General features: G+C 59.6%; 15 protein-coding genes. 7 read left to right on the top strand and 8 right to left on the bottom strand.

The features are described from left to right. Positions 1-163: 163 nt before the first annotated feature. Positions 164-1,264, bottom strand: coding sequence for an LLM class flavin-dependent oxidoreductase (locus JQ567_RS28315; protein WP_212441859.1), 1,101 nt, complete (start codon positions 1,262-1,264; stop codon positions 164-166). 623 nt (positions 1,265-1,887) lie between these two features. Here JQ567_RS28315 and JQ567_RS28310 point away from each other — a divergent pair. From JQ567_RS28310 to pqqA, 6 genes are all read left to right on the top strand, one after another. After that, the gene (locus JQ567_RS28310) at positions 1,888-2,751 is read left to right on the top strand and encodes a xanthine dehydrogenase family protein subunit M (RefSeq protein WP_212441858.1); all 864 of its coding nucleotides are present in this window, start codon (positions 1,888-1,890) and stop codon (positions 2,749-2,751) included. 50 nt (positions 2,752-2,801) lie between these two features. Further along, positions 2,802-3,338: a (2Fe-2S)-binding protein gene (locus JQ567_RS28305; RefSeq protein ID WP_212441857.1), complete on the top strand. Its 537-nt coding sequence runs from the start codon at positions 2,802-2,804 to the stop codon at positions 3,336-3,338. Continuing rightward, the gene (locus tag JQ567_RS28300; protein WP_212441856.1) at positions 3,335-5,806 is read left to right on the top strand and encodes a xanthine dehydrogenase family protein molybdopterin-binding subunit; all 2,472 of its coding nucleotides are present in this window, start codon (positions 3,335-3,337) and stop codon (positions 5,804-5,806) included. Before JQ567_RS28305 ends, JQ567_RS28300 begins: the two co-directional genes overlap by 4 nt. Before the next feature lie 117 nt (positions 5,807-5,923). Next, positions 5,924-7,585 (top strand): PQQ-binding-like beta-propeller repeat protein, encoded by a 1,662-nt coding sequence (locus JQ567_RS28295; RefSeq protein WP_212441855.1) that lies wholly within the window; start codon positions 5,924-5,926, stop codon positions 7,583-7,585. Between the two features lie 51 nt (positions 7,586-7,636). After that, positions 7,637-7,984, top strand: coding sequence for a cytochrome c (locus tag JQ567_RS28290; RefSeq protein WP_212441854.1), 348 nt, complete (start codon positions 7,637-7,639; stop codon positions 7,982-7,984). A gap of 131 nt (positions 7,985-8,115) precedes the next feature. Further along, a complete protein-coding gene (gene pqqA / locus JQ567_RS39120) occupies positions 8,116-8,196 on the top strand; it encodes a pyrroloquinoline quinone precursor peptide PqqA (protein ID WP_212441870.1) in 81 nt (26 codons plus the stop codon). 506 nt (positions 8,197-8,702) lie between these two features. Here the strand turns inward: pqqA and JQ567_RS28280 are convergent. The 4 genes from JQ567_RS28280 to JQ567_RS28265 are packed head-to-tail and all read right to left on the bottom strand — an operon-like array spanning position 8,703 to position 11,932. Beyond that, the gene (locus tag JQ567_RS28280; RefSeq protein ID WP_212441853.1) at positions 8,703-9,680 is read right to left on the bottom strand and encodes a tripartite tricarboxylate transporter substrate binding protein; all 978 of its coding nucleotides are present in this window, start codon (positions 9,678-9,680) and stop codon (positions 8,703-8,705) included. A gap of 20 nt (positions 9,681-9,700) precedes the next feature. Continuing rightward, positions 9,701-9,979 (bottom strand): muconolactone Delta-isomerase, encoded by a 279-nt coding sequence (gene catC / locus JQ567_RS28275; protein ID WP_212441852.1) that lies wholly within the window; start codon positions 9,977-9,979, stop codon positions 9,701-9,703. A 5-nt stretch (positions 9,980-9,984) separates the two neighbouring features. Then, positions 9,985-11,124 carry a muconate/chloromuconate family cycloisomerase gene (locus JQ567_RS28270; RefSeq protein WP_212441851.1) on the bottom strand — a complete coding sequence of 380 codons (1,140 nt, stop codon included), beginning with the start codon at positions 11,122-11,124 and terminating at the stop codon, positions 9,985-9,987. A 55-nt stretch (positions 11,125-11,179) separates the two neighbouring features. Continuing rightward, positions 11,180-11,932, bottom strand: a complete 753-nt coding sequence (locus tag JQ567_RS28265) for a hypothetical protein (protein ID WP_212441850.1) — start codon at positions 11,930-11,932, stop codon at positions 11,180-11,182. Between the two features lie 136 nt (positions 11,933-12,068). On the opposite strand from JQ567_RS28265, the gene JQ567_RS28260 reads away from it, so the two are divergent. Beyond that, complete coding sequence (locus JQ567_RS28260; RefSeq protein WP_249165784.1) at positions 12,069-12,956, top strand: LysR substrate-binding domain-containing protein; 888 nt, start codon at positions 12,069-12,071, stop codon at positions 12,954-12,956. 644 nt (positions 12,957-13,600) lie between these two features. On the opposite strand, the gene JQ567_RS28255 is transcribed toward JQ567_RS28260, so the two are convergent. The 3 genes from JQ567_RS28255 to JQ567_RS28245 form a co-directional block, all read right to left on the bottom strand. Continuing rightward, entirely contained in the window at positions 13,601-14,095 is a 495-nt protein-coding gene (locus JQ567_RS28255) for an Lrp/AsnC family transcriptional regulator (RefSeq protein ID WP_212441848.1), read from the bottom strand. A gap of 168 nt (positions 14,096-14,263) precedes the next feature. Further along, a complete protein-coding gene (gene gabT / locus JQ567_RS28250) occupies positions 14,264-15,568 on the bottom strand; it encodes a 4-aminobutyrate--2-oxoglutarate transaminase (RefSeq protein ID WP_212441869.1) in 1,305 nt (434 codons plus the stop codon). Positions 15,569-15,749: 181 nt separating this feature from the next. Continuing rightward, complete coding sequence (locus JQ567_RS28245; RefSeq protein WP_212441847.1) at positions 15,750-16,094, bottom strand: tRNA-binding protein; 345 nt, start codon at positions 16,092-16,094, stop codon at positions 15,750-15,752. Between the last annotated feature and the right edge of the window lie 81 nt (positions 16,095-16,175).

Genomic DNA, 16,175 nt, shown 5'->3' with positions numbered 1-16,175 from the left:
CCCAAGACTGCCTCCCCAAAAGCAGCCTTGAATCTGATTTGCTCTTAAAAGGGAATCCTTAGAGTCCACACCACCTAGTCTCCTGTTGGATTATCGGTCGCATGCACGCAAATCAAAGGTGTCCCGAGTGCGGGGCCATCCCCCGCACTCGGGATCAAGATGGTCAGGCTGCCTTCGGCAACTCTGCCCCGAGATGCTTTAATCGCGGCATGACTTCCCGCTGCAATAATTCAAGCGAACGCCGCCAAGCATCGGGCTTGTGCTTGTAGTCGAAGCCGAACACACAAAGTACGCCAAAGCCCCCGACCTCACAATAAATCCTCTCGATCTTCTCGGCGGCCGTTGAAGGCGAGCCGACGATCCAGTTGCGGCGAGCACAATACTCGACAGTAACGTCGCTGTCCGGAACCTCGGGGGTGTGCTTCAAGTAGTCCTTGAAGCCGAAATGGCCGAGAAGGGGCAGGAAGTATTCGCCCATCATCCTGCCCATCATGTCGCCGGCCGAGAGCTTCCAGGCCTCTTCGTCGGTATCCGCGATGAAAACTTCGCGTACCAGCCGCCAGTCTCTGCGGCTTGGTTTGCGTCCTGTTTTGGCCGCTCCGGCCTCGACCGAGTCCCAATGGCTGCCGACATAAGCCGGATTGAGGTTAAGGCTCATGGGGATGAATCCACGCTCTCCGGCAAGCTTTAGCGTATCCGAGTTCTTCGATAGCCCTGCGACGCCGATCGGCGGATGCGGCGCCTGCAACGGCTTGAGGTGAGGCTTGAGAAAATCGAACATCGTGTCCGGCTTCGTCACCGTCCAGAACTTGCCCTTGTAGGTCCAGGGCGCGTCCTCGGTCCACATCTTCAGGATGATCTCCAGCGCCTCGCGCGTCATGTCGCGGTTCTGGCCGGACATACCGTCGACATTGAACATCGCCCAGTCGCTCGGCAGCCCCGAAGCCGCTACGCCGAAATTCAGCCGGCCCTCGGCGAGATGATCGAGCATCGCCACGCGGTTGGCAAGCTCGGCCGGGTGGTGATAGGGCAGCAGGAAGCCGCCGGGTCCGATACGAAGCTTCTTGGTCTGCAGCAGCGCCTGCGCGATCAAAAGGTCAGGCGTGGGATTAGGTTCCCAGGGCGCAGTGTGATGTTCACCGATCCAGGCTTCCTGATAGTCGAGTTCATCGAGCCAACGCAGGACCTGTAGGTCCCAATCATGCCCTTCCTTCAATCCACACTCCGGCGGGTGTGAAGGCATGGAGAAATATCCAAGTTCCATTGTGTTGTTTCCTTCCTTGCTGGCGATTGCGTCTTGCAATTTCGTTCGCTTGCGTTTGTGGCTGAGAGCAAGGGCTGTGCCATGCTGATCTGGCCGAAAGTTCTATCAGGAAGGCATCTTTTCGACGCGTATTCTGCGAACGCATATCGGAACGAAGATTCAAATCGTCTCAACGTCGCGAGACACTGTCTTACTCATGAGACAGCCGGATTTGACTCCAGCTGAGCTCTGGAAGGACTCCGATCAATCAAAGAATGGCTCGATCCTAGAGCTCTCCTGGGTGGGCAGATCGGCCGCACGCCGCATCTTGATTTCGGCCGAGCAAGGACACGTTCCCTCGACAGGTAAACCAAGAGGTGGCGAGCTTCGCTCGATTGTCTCACGGAAGACAATGTCTCGCGACGATGAGACGGTTTGCCGTTCTTTCCGACGATGCGCAGGCAGAGCATGTCGGAAAAGCCACCGTTTTGCCGAGCGTCTCAAGGATTTCATTGCTGGCACGGTGCTTGCTAACCAACGTTCAATGCGCATCAAGACGCACCAACGTAGGGAGGAGAATCTATGTATCGCTTGGTGCACGAACACTTTGTGAGCGTGGTTTTGATTTCGGGGAGGGATGCAGCGTGAAGCCCGCTCCGTTCGATTATGCGCGACCTCAATCCGTCAACGACGCCCTGTCGCTCCTGTCCGCACAGGGATCAGACGCGAAGATCCTGGCGGGGGGACAAAGCCTCGTCCCTATGATGAACTTCCGTATGGCGAGGCCAAGTTTCCTGGTTGATATCAATCGCCTGGCCGAGCTCGACTATCATCGTATCGAGGCGGGCGAACTCGTTATTGGCGCACTTGCCCGACACGCGACGCTCTGTTCCTCCACGCTTGTTCGTACCGCGTGTCCGGTCATGGCTGAGGCCTATCGGCATGTCGCCCATGGTCCCATTCGCAATCGCGGCACCCTGTGCGGGAATCTCTGCCACGCGGACCCGGCCTCGGAAATGCCTGCCGTCCTGCTGGCTACTGACGGCGTAATGGTTCTCAAGAGCTCCGGCGGTGAACGCCGCGTCGCAGCCGATGAGTTCTTTCGCGGAATTTATGAGACGGCAGCCAAGCCAGATGAGCTCTTGGTCGAGGTTCGTATTCCCGTTGCGTCCGATAAGCACGGTTGGGGATTTCAGGAGATCAGTGTGCGAAAGGGCGACTTCGCATTGGTCGGCGTCGCCGCGACCTTGAAAGTTGCGAAAGGCAAGATTTCAGAAGCCGCTCTCGCAGTATGTGGTGTTGGCGAGCGCGCGCGACGGCTGCGGTCGGTGGAGGCCGTTCTGATGCGAGCTGCACCCGGCAAGGACACGTTCGCGCAAGCCGGGGAGGCTGCCGTTGCCGGCTTGGAATCGTTCTTCGGTACTCACGCAGATGCAACCTATCGGAGAGACCTCGTGCGCGTACTGACCGCCCGCGTCCTGTCCGAGGCTGCGGGGCGCGCTACGTAAATCGCCTCAAGAGGCGCAATGACCAACAAAATAGGCAACCGAGGAAACCGATGAGCACAATTGACATTGCGGTGAAGGTCAACGGCAAGCTGCGGAAAGCTTCCGTTCCGCCGCGCTTGCTGCTGAGCGACTTCATTCGACAGAATCTAAGCCTGCCAGGAACCCATGTTGGGTGCGAGCACGGCGTGTGCGGCTGCTGCACCATTATGGTGGACGGCGCGCCCGTGCGTTCCTGTCTGATGTTCGCCGTCCAGGCGGATGGCTCCGAAATATCCACAGTAGAGGCGCTGGGCAAGGTGGACGCGCTTCACCCGATCCAGCAGGCCTTCTGGGAAGAGCATGGCCTTCAATGTGGCTTCTGCACGCCCGGCATGCTCATCGTCGCCCAAGACCTTTTGCAGCGCAATCCCGATCCTACCGAAGAGGAGATCAGGGATGTCGTGTCGGACAATTTATGCCGCTGCACGGGTTATCAAAACATCATCACCTCCATACAGAAGGCCGCGGGCAGGATGCGGGAGGTTGAGGCAAGCACACGTATCCGCGGCAACACCGCGGCTGTCGCCAAGGCGGAGCCGGTGCAATGAGCCATCTCGACAACCACTACATCCCTGCCAGCAAGCAACGCGAAGCACCCAGCCAAGATCTGAACTGGATCGGCAAGAGCATGAAACGGGTGGAAGACCCGCGCCTGCTCGCCGGAAAGGGCCGATACGTGGACGACGTTGTGCTGCCGAACATGGCCCATGCCGCTGTGCTGCGGAGTCCACACGCCCATGCCCGGATCAAGACAATCGACACCAGCAAGGCTGAAGCATTACCTGGAGTCGTGCTGGTGATGACGGGGGCGCAAGCCGCCGAACTGACCGGACCGGTGGCAAGCTTTGCGAGCCCGCCGGTTGTTCAATATTGCATGGCGATCGACAGGGTGCGGCACGTAGGTGAGGCGGTGGCGGCAGTGGTGGCCGAAGACCGCTATATCGCAGAAGACGCTCTCGACTTGATCGAGGTTGAGTACGAGCTATTGCCGATTACGGTGGATCCGGAAGCTGCGATAACGGCGACCGGTGAGGCGGTCCTGCACCCCGATCGCGGTTCGACCAACTGCGTCTTCGACAGCTCCTTCAAGTTCGGAACTGTCGATCAGGATTTTGCCAAAGCCGACGTGGTAGTGAAACGCCGCATTAAATGGGCCCGCTCCGGGCCGCAACCGCTTGAGACGTGCGGGACGGTGGCTGAGTTCGATGAGGGGACGGGCAAGTATACTGCCTACGCCAACTCAAATTTCTACGCTGCTATCGGCTTTATCGTCGCGGGCGCGCTCAAGGTGCCTGCCACTCACTTGAAAGTCATCCCGACTATCGCCGGCGGCAGCTTTGGATCGAAGCTTTTCAACCACAAGAACCTGACGCTGACTTGCATGCTGGCTCGAGCCGCGGGCCAGCCCGTCAAATACATGGAGGATCGGCTCGACAACATCTTGAATGCTGACGCTCACGGCAGTGATCGGATCTACGATGCCGAACTGGCGCTCAAGAAGGACGGCACCATGCTATCGCTCCGATTTACCGTCATCGACGACTACGGAGCTTATCTTCAGTACGGGGTGGGGACCCATGGAAATTCGCTGTCCCAGGTGACTGGTCCGTACAAGATTGGAAGCTTCGGCATGCGGCTCATTGCCGTCGTAACCAATAAGTGCCAGCAGGGAGCCTATCGAGGGTTTGGTTCTGAAGTCACAAACTTTGTAATCGAGCGACTCGTGGATGGCGCGGCGGATCAGCTGGGTATGGATGCGGTCGATCTGCGCCGGAAAAACCTGGTGCAGCCTCACGAGTTTCCATACGTCATTCCGACCGGAAACATTTATGACAGCGGCAACTATCAAGCGGTGCTCGCCAAGGCGCTTGGGCTTGCCAGTTACGACGGCTGGAAGGCCAAACAAGCCGAAGCTCGCAAGCAGGGACGTTACATCGGCATCGGTGTTGCGACCTGTCAGGAAAGATCTGTCTACAGTCCAACGGAGTGGTGGTCCCTCAATCCCTTGGAAACGCCCGGCTTTGCGCTCACCAGCGCCCCCGAAGGCGTTGCAGTGCGGATCGATCCAACCGGCAAGATTTTCGCGCAGCTCAATGCACCATTCTGGGGCAACAGTCCCGAAACTGTGGTTACCCAGGTTTTGGCGGAACAGTTCACCGTTGATCCGTCGGATATCACTATCGGATATGCCGATTCGGACGCTGCATTCAACGGCTTCGGCCCCGGGGGCAGCCGCTTCACTGTTATGGTCACCGGCGCGGTCGTAACGGCCACCACCAAGCTGAAGGCGAAGCTCAAGAAGCTTGCCGGCCATATGCTCGAGGCCGACGAAAACGACCTCGAGTTTCGAGGGGGAAAAGTTGGCGTCAAAGGCGCGCCCGGTCTTGAGAAGTCCATCGGCGACATCGCGCTGATGGCAAATTTCTTCCGGATGTCGTTCCCCGATACGCCTGAATTCGACAGCGGACTGGAAACGACGGCCGTCTACGATCACCCGCTCAGCACTCCTCCTGCAGAGGACCGACGCCACCTTGGCATCTTTTATCCGATCATGGGCCACATGTGCCATGTGGCCGTTGTCGAAGTCGATCCGGTGACGGGCAAGATCGAATTTCTCGACTACGCTGCGGTTCACGACGCGGGAACGATGGTCAATCCGATCACGCTCGGCGGCCACATCATGGGTGGCACGGCGATGGGGATTGGATCGACGATTTACGAGGAATTCCGTTACGATGATAACGGCCAGATGCTCAATGCCTCGTTCGCGGACTACCATATTCCGACGGCACATGAGATCCCCAAGGTACGGATCGGTCATGTGGAGACGCCTTCGCCTTACACCGAGTACGGTATCAAGGGAGGCGGCGAGGGCGGCCGTATGGGCGCGCCGTCAGCCGTGGTCAGGGCAGTCGAGGACGCGTTGAAGCCGTTCAATATCTCCATCGATAGTATTCCCATCCCTCCCTCGAGGATCCGTGATCTAGTGCGCGCCTCCCCTGCAGCAGCGGCATGACCTCATGGGAATCAACAGGACGGCGTCGCTGCTTGGATGCCGTTAGGTGTACATCCATTCTTTTACCTGTGCCGTGATCGGAAGTTCGACGCGGAAGCGAAAGGCGAGGAGGAGACAATGAAGGCATCATTAGCGAGCAGCCTAGGATTGGCTTGTTTTCTGGCTACGGTCACCGTTGCGGTTGCAGCGGATCCGGGAACGGAAGATCCGAATAACTGGCCGCTTTATAACCGAACCGCAAATGCGTGGCGTTACAGCCCACTCGATCAAATCAACAAAGACAACGTGAGCAAGCTGTCAGTCGCGTGGATTGCCCACGGCGGCAATATCACCATGGGGATCCAACAAACGCCCATCGTGATAGATGGCGTTATCTATTCCATCACCTCGGGTAATCGGGTAGCGGCCCTCGACGGAAAGACAGGGCAGCAGATTTGGGTCTACGAGCCAAGGCTCGATCCACTGACCAAAAAGGTCTTGTTCGCCCCCTATAGCCGCGGCGTTGCCGTCGGCCATGGCATGGTCTTCATCGGCACCGTGGACGGGCGCGGCATCGCTCTGGACCAGAAAACCGGCAAGGAAAAGTGGCAGGTGCAACTGACCGACTTCGCCAACTGCCACGGCTGCAACTTCACTTCGCCGCCTGTCGTCGCCGGGGACATTTTAACCTTCGGTTCCACTGCTGGTGAGCTGGCGACGCAGGGCAAGATCTATGGCGTCGAAGCGGTGACCGGAAAGAAGGTCTGGGAATTCAACACCATCAAGGAAGACCAGAAGAGCTGGCCGGGTGAAAGCGGCAAGCATGGCGGTGGCGGCGCGTGGATGCCGGGCAACTATGACGCGAAGACCGATACCGTCTTCTACGGCACCGGCAATCCGGGCAAGGATTTTGACGCTTCTGATCGCAAAGGTGACAATCTTTACACTGACTCGGTCGTCGCGTTGGAGGCAAAGACCGGAAAGTTAAAATGGTATCGGCAGGAAATCCCCCACGATGTTTGGGATTTCGATTCGCCATATGAGGTTCTGCAATTCACGAAGGACGGCAAGGATCTGATCGTCCACATGAATAAGAGTGGCTATGTTTTCGTGCTCGATAAGAAGAACGGAGACATCGACAACATCTGGCCGATTAGCGACCTTAAGAACTTCGTGAAAAACATTGATCCGAAGACCGGCGAGTTGATCGGCCGTGTCGAACTCACGATGAACAAGGAAACACTGATTTGCCCGTCTACTTTCGGCGCGCGAAGCTGGAATTCGGGTGCCTACAATCCGAAGACCGGCCTTTGGTACAACAACGTGCTCGATTTCTGCAGCTATCTGAAACCGGTCGCGCAGAAGGTGGATCCCAAGGACTACGGTACCGGTCACACTGGCTCGAACGATTTCGGCCGGATGGTTATGGCACCCGATGGCCGTAAGCCCGGTCAGCTGAGCGCCAACGATCCATTCTCAGGGAAACAGAAATGGAGCCATGCGATGGATGTGCCGGGATTTTCCTGCGTGCTCACCACCGGTGGCGGCCTGGTGTTCAACGGCGATCCCATGGGTAAGCTTCAGGCTTTTGACGCCGAGACCGGGAAGGTTCTGTGGAGCTTCAACACCGGCTCCGGAATGCGTGGCGGCATCGTCACGTATGCGGTTGACGGGGAGCAGTACATCCTGGTGCCAAGCGGATGGGGTTCCTATGCAGCCCTCCTGTTGCCGGCTCTTTTCCCACAGCTTGAAAACGTGCCGGCAGCTTCAACGCTAATCGCATTTAAGATTTCGAAGTAGTTGCCGTGGGGCGGCCCCGGCACGGCCGCCCTACCAAATTGGGAGTGAGCGATGCGATTTCTCGTTGTTTGGGCGGGCGTGGTTCTTGTCAGTGGCTTGGCGCTTGCCAAGCTGCAAGCCGAAGAGATGCCCGATCTCACGAATCCGAAGGTGATTACTGCCGGTCACGAGATATATCTAGAAAAGCAGTGCGCGCATTGCCATGGGGAGGATGGCAAGGGTGGCGTCAATCTCGTGCAGCGCACACTCGACGCCAAGGGCGTATTCACATCCATCGCGGATGGACGCGAGCGGAACGGCATCCGCATGCCGGAGTGGCGCGGGGTGCTGAGTGACAAGCAGATTTGGGAGGCGACAGCTTACGTTCTTTCGATCAGCCAGCCGAGCAAGAAACCTTAGTGCTAACTGTGGAGAGAGCAATCAGCGCCGCCTCGGCGGGTTTTCCCTAACTGCGAGGGCGGGTCTGTCCTCGCATTTCTTTGCGTTGTTCTAGACGACCTTCATCTCTTCAACCCACAAGGACAAGTGAAATGACCTGGAAAGCTCCGAAAGTCGTCGAGATTTGCGTTGGTTTGGAAATCAATATGTATGCGAGCGCTGTTCCAAGATAAACCGGTCGGAGTCAGCCGTGGCGCGGTCGCGAGAATCACGCTGTATTCGCATGCAAGTGCGCCCGGCTCCTGATGGGTTGCAGTCACGAGGTGAGCGACGACTTGTTTGAACTCGGCAAATTGCGAAGGGTTTACTGTGAAGACACAGGTCTAATAAATGTCTTTGCGCACTGATGCCTCCGTTTCTGTACCCGCCGGCCGAGAACGCGACGGCTCAGTTAGCTACCAAGGCCTGAAGCGCAGCCGCAACTGCCTCTTTTGCGACAAGCGCCGTCAGCATGATGACCGCCGGTCTATTAGATTGACGCGATAAGGGCCGAGCCACCTCATTAAGAGCCGAGCCACCTCATTAAGATATGAAGCGAGAAAAGCACGATGGAACAAATTGGAATCTCTCTGGGGCTGCGAGCATTACTAAGGTTGGCTCTGTCCGCAGCTGCGCCGGTACCTCTCCCGGAACGCGTGAAGGCGTCGCTCATTTAACTGACTCAATCGAAGCTGTAGGGCTACTGGCTCTCGCGAATGCCTGCCGTTTCGATGACCGACTTCCATTTCGAGGCCTCCGCGGCGACGTGCGCGGCCAGTTGCTCTGAGCTGGACGCTATGACGCGCCCGGATACGAGATTGATCTTTTTCTGCACATCGGGATCGGCGAGGACCTTGCGCAAGTCGGCGGAAAGCTTTGCCGTGATTGCGGATGGCACTCTGGCCGAAGTGAAGAATGCCCACCAATTGCCCATCTCGTAGCCGGGTACGCCGGCCTCGGCGACGGTTGGCACGTCCGGCAGTGTCGCCAGGCGCTGCTTGGTGGTAACCGCAATGGCGCGGACCGTCTTGGCCTCGATCTGCGGGAGTGCCGTCGATGCGTTGTCGAACATGACGTCCATGCGGCCGGCGATGAGATCGGTGAGCGCGGGATTGCTGCCGCGATACGCGACGTGCGCAAGGTCAACCTTGGCCTGCTGCTTGAAGAGTTCGGCCGCCAGATGAAGGGACGAGCCGATGCCCGCCGACGCGTAGTTCAGGGGAGCGGTCTTCGCCTTGGCGATGAGGTCAGCCAGTGTCTGCACGTTCGAGGTAGCGGGTACGATCACGATGTTGGGGGTCTCCAGCGCCAGCGTGAGCGGCGCCAGATCCCTGGCCGGGTCGAATGGCATGCTTTTGTAGAGAAAGGGGTTGATTGCGACGGCGATCGCACCCAGTACCAGCGTATGGCCGTCGGGCTCCGCCTTCACGGCAGCGTTGATGCCGATATTGGAGCCGGCACCCGCCATGTTCTCGACGACGATCGTCTTTCCATAGAGCGTTCCGAGCTTGTCGGCGATGGTGCGCCCGATGATGTCGGCCGCACCACCTGCGGCGAACGGCACGATCAGCCGCATCTGCTTGCTCGGAAATTCCTGCGCGAGCGACGGGTGGCAACCCAGCGCGGACAGGACAACTGCGATACCGGCGAGAACGCCGCGGCGAGTGAGGGTTGGCATGAAAAGTAACTCGCTTGTTGTCAGTCTATGGAGGAGGGGTGCTTGGAGAGAGGCGTGACGTTGATCTTCAGGTAGCGCCATAGCGGAAGCCGGATCAGCGTTTCGTGGAGCGCATCATGACTCTCGACGTCGAAGATCGAGACGTTGGCGTAGCGACCGGTCACGCGCCAAAGGTGCCGCCACTTGCCTTGCCGTTGCAGTTCCTGCGCATAGTTGCGCTCCGCCGCGATCAGCGCCTCGGTCTTCTCCGCCCCCAGGTCGGTCGGTAGCTCCACCGTCATCTCCACCATGTACAGCATGACCTTCACCCGGCCTTTCTGGATTGATGGCCGCCATCGCGGCGGTAGAAGCTGAGTTTGTCCGGATCGATCGCGACGCCGGTGCCTGGGCCATCGGGAAGGTGGATGGCGAAGTCATGCATCGCCAGCGGGGTTGCAATGATGTCATGCTGCAGCAGTCGTGGTCCGAACAGCTCGCATGCCCAGCCGAGATGGCTGAAGGTCGCGAACAGCTGCAGGTATCCGGCCGTGCCAACGCCCGTTTCCAGCATGCAGCCGCCGTAGAGACCGATGCCGGCAGCATCCGCGATCGCCGCGACGCGCCGCGTTTCGGCGTAGCCGCCGGATTTCGTCACCTTGAGTGCGAATGCGTCGGCGGCGCGCAGGCGGGCGTGGGCAAGGGCGTCATGGCATGACGCAACGCCCTCATCCGCCATGATGACGATGCCGGGAGTGGTAGCCGACAATCGGGCCATACCTTCCACGTTCCAGCGCGGCAGCGGCTGCTCGACGAGGGCGACGCCGGCGCCGGCCAGCTTCGGCAGCAACCGGCGCGCGGTGGGTTCGTCCCAAGCCTGATTGAGATCGACGCGGATCGAGGCGCGGCCGGCAAAGGCCTGCGCCAACTTGACAACGTGGGCCGTATCGCGCTCGGCATCGCCAAAGCCGATCTTGATCTTGAAATGCCGGTGCCGACGGGTTTCCAGCATCTCCTCGCCTTCAGCGATGTCGCGGTCGGTGTCTCCGGACGCGAGTGTCCAGATCAGTTCGAGCGACCGTGTCTGCGCACCGCCCAACAACTCCGCCACGCTGACGCCGTTCGCGCGGGCGACCAAGTCATGCACGGCCATTACCACAGCGGCGCGCGCGAATGCGTTGCCGCGCACCGCCTGTGCGACCCGCGTCTCAATGGCGTTGAGATTGCGCGCATCCTGGCCGACGAGCACGGGGGCGATGTAGCCGTCGATTGTCGCTTTGATTCCCTCCGTCGACTCCTCGCCCCAGCGCGGTCCGCCGATGGTTGCCGCCTCGCCAACGCCCACAGCACCGTCCGCGAAGACGCGGACGATGACGTAGTTTTGCTCGGCAACCGTGGCAAACGCCAGCTTGTGCGGGCGCTTCGTCGGGACATCAACCAGTATCGCCTCGATCCGATCGATAATCATTCTTGTCTGTCTCTCGGTGCTGCGTTCATTTCCCCGCCATTGTTTCGCAAGGCCATTAACCCATCCGCAGCAGGACGATGTCGAAGCGGGCCGTGAGTGCCTCGCCCGCCTTGTCCAAGCCCACGATGCTCCTCGACTTCGATGCCCAGGGGTCCTTGGCGATTTCGGGATCGCCCGTGAAATAGATCTGCGTGATCAGCGGTACGGTACCGTTATGGCTTGTCATCAGGTGGATGTGGGACGGGCGCAACAAGCCATCGAAGGACTCGAAGCCCGGCAATTGCGGAGGTATGCGATACTTGCCCGGTACGATCGTCTCGATCGAGTACTTGCCGTTGGCATCGGACTTGACGAGGCCACGATACCTGTACTCGTTTGGCATCAAGGCCTGGAACGGATTCTCCAGGTCATATTTCCCGGCGTCGTCGGCGTTCCAGAAGTCGAGGACGACGCCCTCCACGGGCCTGCCATCGGTATCGCGAACCGTTCCGGAGAGCGCGACCTTGCGTCCATTGGCTCCCTTGGGAACGATGTTGGCGCTGAACGGCGCGCCAGCGCGCCAGAACGGGCCCAGGATGTCGTTCGCGGTCGCGACGAGCGGCTTCGGCAGCGCGTGTGCCGTCTTGTCGTTGATGAGGTCGATGCTTGGCGTAGGCGCCAGTCTCATACCGGGCAACAGGCCCGGAGCCGCCGCGGCCGAGGTCGCAACCGAGCCGACGCCGGCGATGCCGAGCGCGAGCAGGATTGAGCGCCGTGTGGCGAGGTCGAATTTGGCTGCGTCGTGATGATGGTGTTCAACGTCCTGCATGGCGGTCCCTCCCGTGTGTTTCGTCCCAGACCGTGCGGCTGTCTCGCCAGCGTTCGGTCTCCAGCACCCTGCAGTCGGCGGAGCTATTGGGCAATCCGATGTAGACTATCGCATCGATAGGAAACTATAATTGCCCATGGATCTGCGCCGTTTGACATACTTTCTGGCGGTCGCCGAACACGGCAGCATGGCCAAGGCGGCTGGTGCGCTCGACGTTTCGCAGCCGACGCTATCGCAGCAGATTGGCGCGCTCGAGCGGGATCTGGCAAGCGTGCTGTTCGACCGTACCGGGCGCGGCATGCAGTTGACCGAACCAGGGCGCCTGCTGTGCGACCACGCCCGCCGGTTGCTGGCCAACGCCGAGGCGGCACGCATCGCGATTGCCGAACTCGAGAGCGGCGTCAGCGGCATGGTGTCCGTCGGCATTATCCATACCTACAGCACTGCCTTCCTTCCAAAGGTCATCGCGGCGTTCAGCGAGCTTCATCCAGGCGTCAGCCTCAAGGTCGAGGAGGCGACGGCCCTTGGCGTTGAGCGGGCAATTCTTTCCGGCAAATTGGACGTCGGCATCGCGTTCGCTCCTCCGGAGCACCCGGAATTGGGCGTCGATGTGCTGTTCGAGGAGCGTCTCGCGCTGGTGCTTGCCAAAGGCCATGCATGGTCATCGCACCGCTCGATACCCATTACCTCTCTCAGGCAAATTCCTCTCGCGCTGCTGACGAGTGCGTTCGCGACGCGGCGGATTCTGGACGCCGCGCTCGGCCCCGGCAGCAAGCTCGACATCAAGGTCGAGATGAACTCGGTCGAGGCGCTGATCGAACTCGCCAAGGACGGCGGTTTCCCGACCGTCCTTGCGGATCGTAGTCTCGGCAGTCGCAGGGATCTTGCCGTCGTGCCGATTGGGCCGCCGTGGATCAAACGTGCCGGCGCTTTGCTGTGGGACGCGCATCGCTATCAGACTGCGGCCGCGCGGGCCTTCATGGCCGTCGTTCGCCAGCACATGCGCTTTGTACATCCGCGATGACTATTGCCTCTATGCGCCGAAGCGGTTTCGGACACCCGAGCAGAATCCCGTACGATGGTAAGGAACCGCGGGCTAGACGGTGATTTATCGCACCTTCGGCAAATATTCGGTCGATGAAACGAAGAAAACCTATACGCTGATATTTGAGGGCAGTTCGTTCCCTAATCGGGCAGACATCGCACCAACTACGCCCGCTGCGCCCTGGCTGTAACTTGCACCGTGATGGGTCGGACCGACTAAAGGCGCTTTACGCCGTGCGGGACGACTTCGAAGCGCGGTGGGGAAGGTATGGGCCTACGAATGAGCAGCCGCGTCGGCCTGTCATTCAGGGACGCTCCCAAGCCTGGATGCTATTGGAGCTACTGGGTCCCGCTGCCTCAAACGCTTCGGCCAAATTAGACCCTTATTTATCGCCTGCCGAGCGAGCTATCCTAACCACCGATTGACCACCGAAACCCGGTGAACAGACGGCGATAATGGCGATCAAATCAGGCCAAAACTTATTGATATTATTATGGTTTCCCGGTGGGAATGACGTTCGGGACGCAATGGGCGAAGGTTCGATCGCGACGTAGGGGGCTCTGCGAAACACAAAGAGCGCTTCCCGGATACAAGCGTCGCAATAGTACCGACGTAAGCGTGACTCACTGCGGAGGATCTAGCAGCGCCTTCAGCGGTAGGACGTTCTTCACAATAGGAGATTTCAGCACGATGTAGCTAAAATACTTTTCGATCCCGATGTTGCGCTCGAGGAGATTTTCCATCCGCTCCTGGTAGTGGTTGATGTTGCGGCAAATGAAGCGCAGCAGGTAATCGTAACCGCCGCTGACCAGGTGACATTCCATCAATTCGTCGACGTTGCGCATATTGGCCTCGAACTTTACGAAATCTTCCTTGCGGTGATCGACCAGGGTGATTTCGGTGAAGACCATTATGCTTTCAGTCAACTTGGCAAGGTTGATCTGGGAGCCGTAACCAGTGATGTATCCGGCGGATTCGAGACGTTTCACACGCTGCAGACACGGGCTCGCCGAAAGACCTACAGCATCAGCCAGATTGGCATTCGTCATCCTCCCGTCCTTCTGCAACTGGACGAGGATGTTCAAATCGATCCGATCAAGCTTCGGGGCGCCGTTCAATCAGTCAACTCCAGCCGCGCGATCTCCCTCCGCTTTTGTGGACCGGTAGGTGGTATCCACAGGTCCACCGCAGAAGAAGGGAAGGGCGCAGCTTCACTACATGGTTTGCGGCCTGTCGGGGCGAGTACCGAACACTTAAGTGTCCGGCGTTCGACTGGTGCGCAAGGGTCAGGCGACCGCCTTCACGCTCTCGGCAGACAGTGCCGCGTCGATAATGCCGAGAGCCTCGTCCAGATGTTCATCTGAAACGACGAGCGGCGCCAGGAAGCGGATGACGTTGCGATGGACGCCGCACTTGATCACCAGCAGTCCGCGTTGACGGGCGTTGTCGATCACGCGCTGCGCTCGATCGGGGTCCGGCGTCTTGGTCTTACGATCGGTGACCAACTCGATCGCCTGCATGAAGCCCCGTCCGCGGACGTCGCCAATCATTGAGTGCTTCCGCGCAAGCTCGCGAAGGCCCGCTTCGAGCTTCTCGCCAAGACGTTCCGCACGGTCGAGCAGTTTATCCTGCTCGAAGGTTTCGATGACCGCGAGCGCTGCGGCGCATCCGATGGCATTGCCCCCGTAGGTGCCGCCAAGACCACCGGGCAGTGGAGCATCCATGATCTCGGCTCGCCCGACCACCCCGGACAACGGGAACCCACCCGCGAGGCTCTTGGCCACTGTCACGAGATCGGGCTGAATGCCGGAGTGCTCGAAGCCGAAGAGCTTGCCGGTTCTTCCGAAACCCGTCTGGATTTCGTCGGCGATGAGCACGATGCCGTGGCGCTTGGTGATCTCCCGTAGCGCCTTGAGGAACGCTACCGGGGCCGGCAGGAAGCCGCCGTCACCCTGCACCGGTTCGATGATGATCGCGGCGACGCGGTCCGCCGTGATATCGGTCGCAAAGACCTCGTCCAGCGCTTCGAGCGCGCGCTCAGTTGTCATATTGCGATAGGCGTCCGGAAACGGCGTGTGGAATATCTCGGAGGCGAACGGTCCGAAGTTCTGCTTGTAGGGTTGGCTCATGCCGGTGAGGCTGACGCCGAGCATCGTCCGGCCGTGGAAGCCGCCCCTGAACGCGATCACGGCAGAGCGGTTGGTGTAGGCGCGGGCGATCTTGACCGCGTTCTCCACCGCCTCGGCCCCGGAGGTCAGGAAGATGCTCTTGTAGGCTTCGCCCTTGCCGATCAGGCCGTTCAGCTTTTCGGCAAGTTCCAGATACGGCCGATAGGCCGCGACCTGAAAGGCCATGTGGGTAATGCTTGTAAGCTGCTTCTCCACCGCTGCCACGACGCGCGGATGGTTGTGACCGACGTTGAGTACGCCGATGCCTGCGACGAAGTCGAGATACTGCTTGCCTTCCACATCCCAAACCAATGCGCCCTCAGCGCGGGCGATGGTGATCGGATGGGCGGTGAGGACGCCGCGCGCGATGTTGGCATTACGCAGTGCGGCGAGCTCGGCGGCGGTGCTGTGAGCGGCTGACATGGCTGGATCCCTTGCTGATGCATCGGCCTCGCCACCGGCGCTGGCCATGCTGGGATCCTACCCAAGCTCCTTCGACCAATTTGCCGAAGACGACCGATAAACAGCATGCTCTATCGTCGTCGAAGCGCCAAACCGCAGGCCTTGCTGTCGCGCCCTGTCCAGAGGCGACGCACAATTGCCACTAGAAGATCGGCTCTCCAACAGCCACCTCGCTGCGGGGACCGAGAATGATCACTTCACCATCGGCATTCTTTGCGCCGAGAATCAGCAGTTCGGACGTGAACCCCGCGATGTTCTTGGGTCCGAGATTGCAGACGCAGACAACCAGCGAGCCGACCAGCGCCTCCGGTTCGTAGTTCGTGATCTGAGCGCTCGACCACATGATCCGATCGGTCCCGACGTCGATGCCGACCTTGTAGGAAGGGTTGCGCGCTCGGGCAAAGGGTTGGACTTCGACGACCTTGCCTATCCGGATGTCGAGGCGAGCGAAGTCGTCGTAGGTGGCGAGAGCCTTCAGCTCAGTCATGTCGGGGACCTCGATCGATAACGGGCACGTTCTTCCGCGTCATTAGATCACTTGGGCGCAGCAGGACATTCCGTAAGATTA

Source organism: Bradyrhizobium sp. AUGA SZCCT0431 (genome assembly GCF_018131065.1).
In the GTDB taxonomy this organism is placed as follows: Bacteria; Pseudomonadota; Alphaproteobacteria; order Rhizobiales; family Xanthobacteraceae; genus Bradyrhizobium.
Note: the sequence above shows the minus strand (reverse complement) of the source record. Positions and strands in the feature narration are given on the sequence as shown.

Excerpts from the sequence above, each read along its gene's own strand:
- gabT (WP_212441869.1), bottom strand. The coding sequence starts at position 15,568 with ATGTCAGCCGCTCACAGCACCGCCGCCGAGCTCGCCGCACTGCGTAAT.
- JQ567_RS28305 (WP_212441857.1), top strand. The coding sequence starts at position 2,802 with ATGAGCACAATTGACATTGCGGTGAAGGTCAACGGCAAGCTGCGGAAA.
- catC (WP_212441852.1), bottom strand. The coding sequence starts at position 9,979 with ATGCTGTACATGGTGGAGATGACGGTGGAGCTACCGACCGACCTGGGG.
- JQ567_RS28270 (WP_212441851.1), bottom strand. The coding sequence starts at position 11,124 with ATGATTATCGATCGGATCGAGGCGATACTGGTTGATGTCCCGACGAAG.
- JQ567_RS28245 (WP_212441847.1), bottom strand. The coding sequence starts at position 16,094 with ATGACTGAGCTGAAGGCTCTCGCCACCTACGACGACTTCGCTCGCCTC.
- JQ567_RS28300 (WP_212441856.1), top strand. The coding sequence starts at position 3,335 with ATGAGCCATCTCGACAACCACTACATCCCTGCCAGCAAGCAACGCGAA.
- JQ567_RS28265 (WP_212441850.1), bottom strand. The coding sequence starts at position 11,932 with ATGCAGGACGTTGAACACCATCATCACGACGCAGCCAAATTCGACCTC.
- JQ567_RS28290 (WP_212441854.1), top strand. The coding sequence starts at position 7,637 with ATGCGATTTCTCGTTGTTTGGGCGGGCGTGGTTCTTGTCAGTGGCTTG.
- pqqA (WP_212441870.1), top strand. The coding sequence starts at position 8,116 with ATGACCTGGAAAGCTCCGAAAGTCGTCGAGATTTGCGTTGGTTTGGAA.
- JQ567_RS28295 (WP_212441855.1), top strand. The coding sequence starts at position 5,924 with ATGAAGGCATCATTAGCGAGCAGCCTAGGATTGGCTTGTTTTCTGGCT.
- JQ567_RS28315 (WP_212441859.1), bottom strand. The coding sequence starts at position 1,264 with ATGGAACTTGGATATTTCTCCATGCCTTCACACCCGCCGGAGTGTGGA.
- JQ567_RS28260 (WP_249165784.1), top strand. The coding sequence starts at position 12,069 with ATGGATCTGCGCCGTTTGACATACTTTCTGGCGGTCGCCGAACACGGC.
- JQ567_RS28280 (WP_212441853.1), bottom strand. The coding sequence starts at position 9,680 with ATGCCAACCCTCACTCGCCGCGGCGTTCTCGCCGGTATCGCAGTTGTC.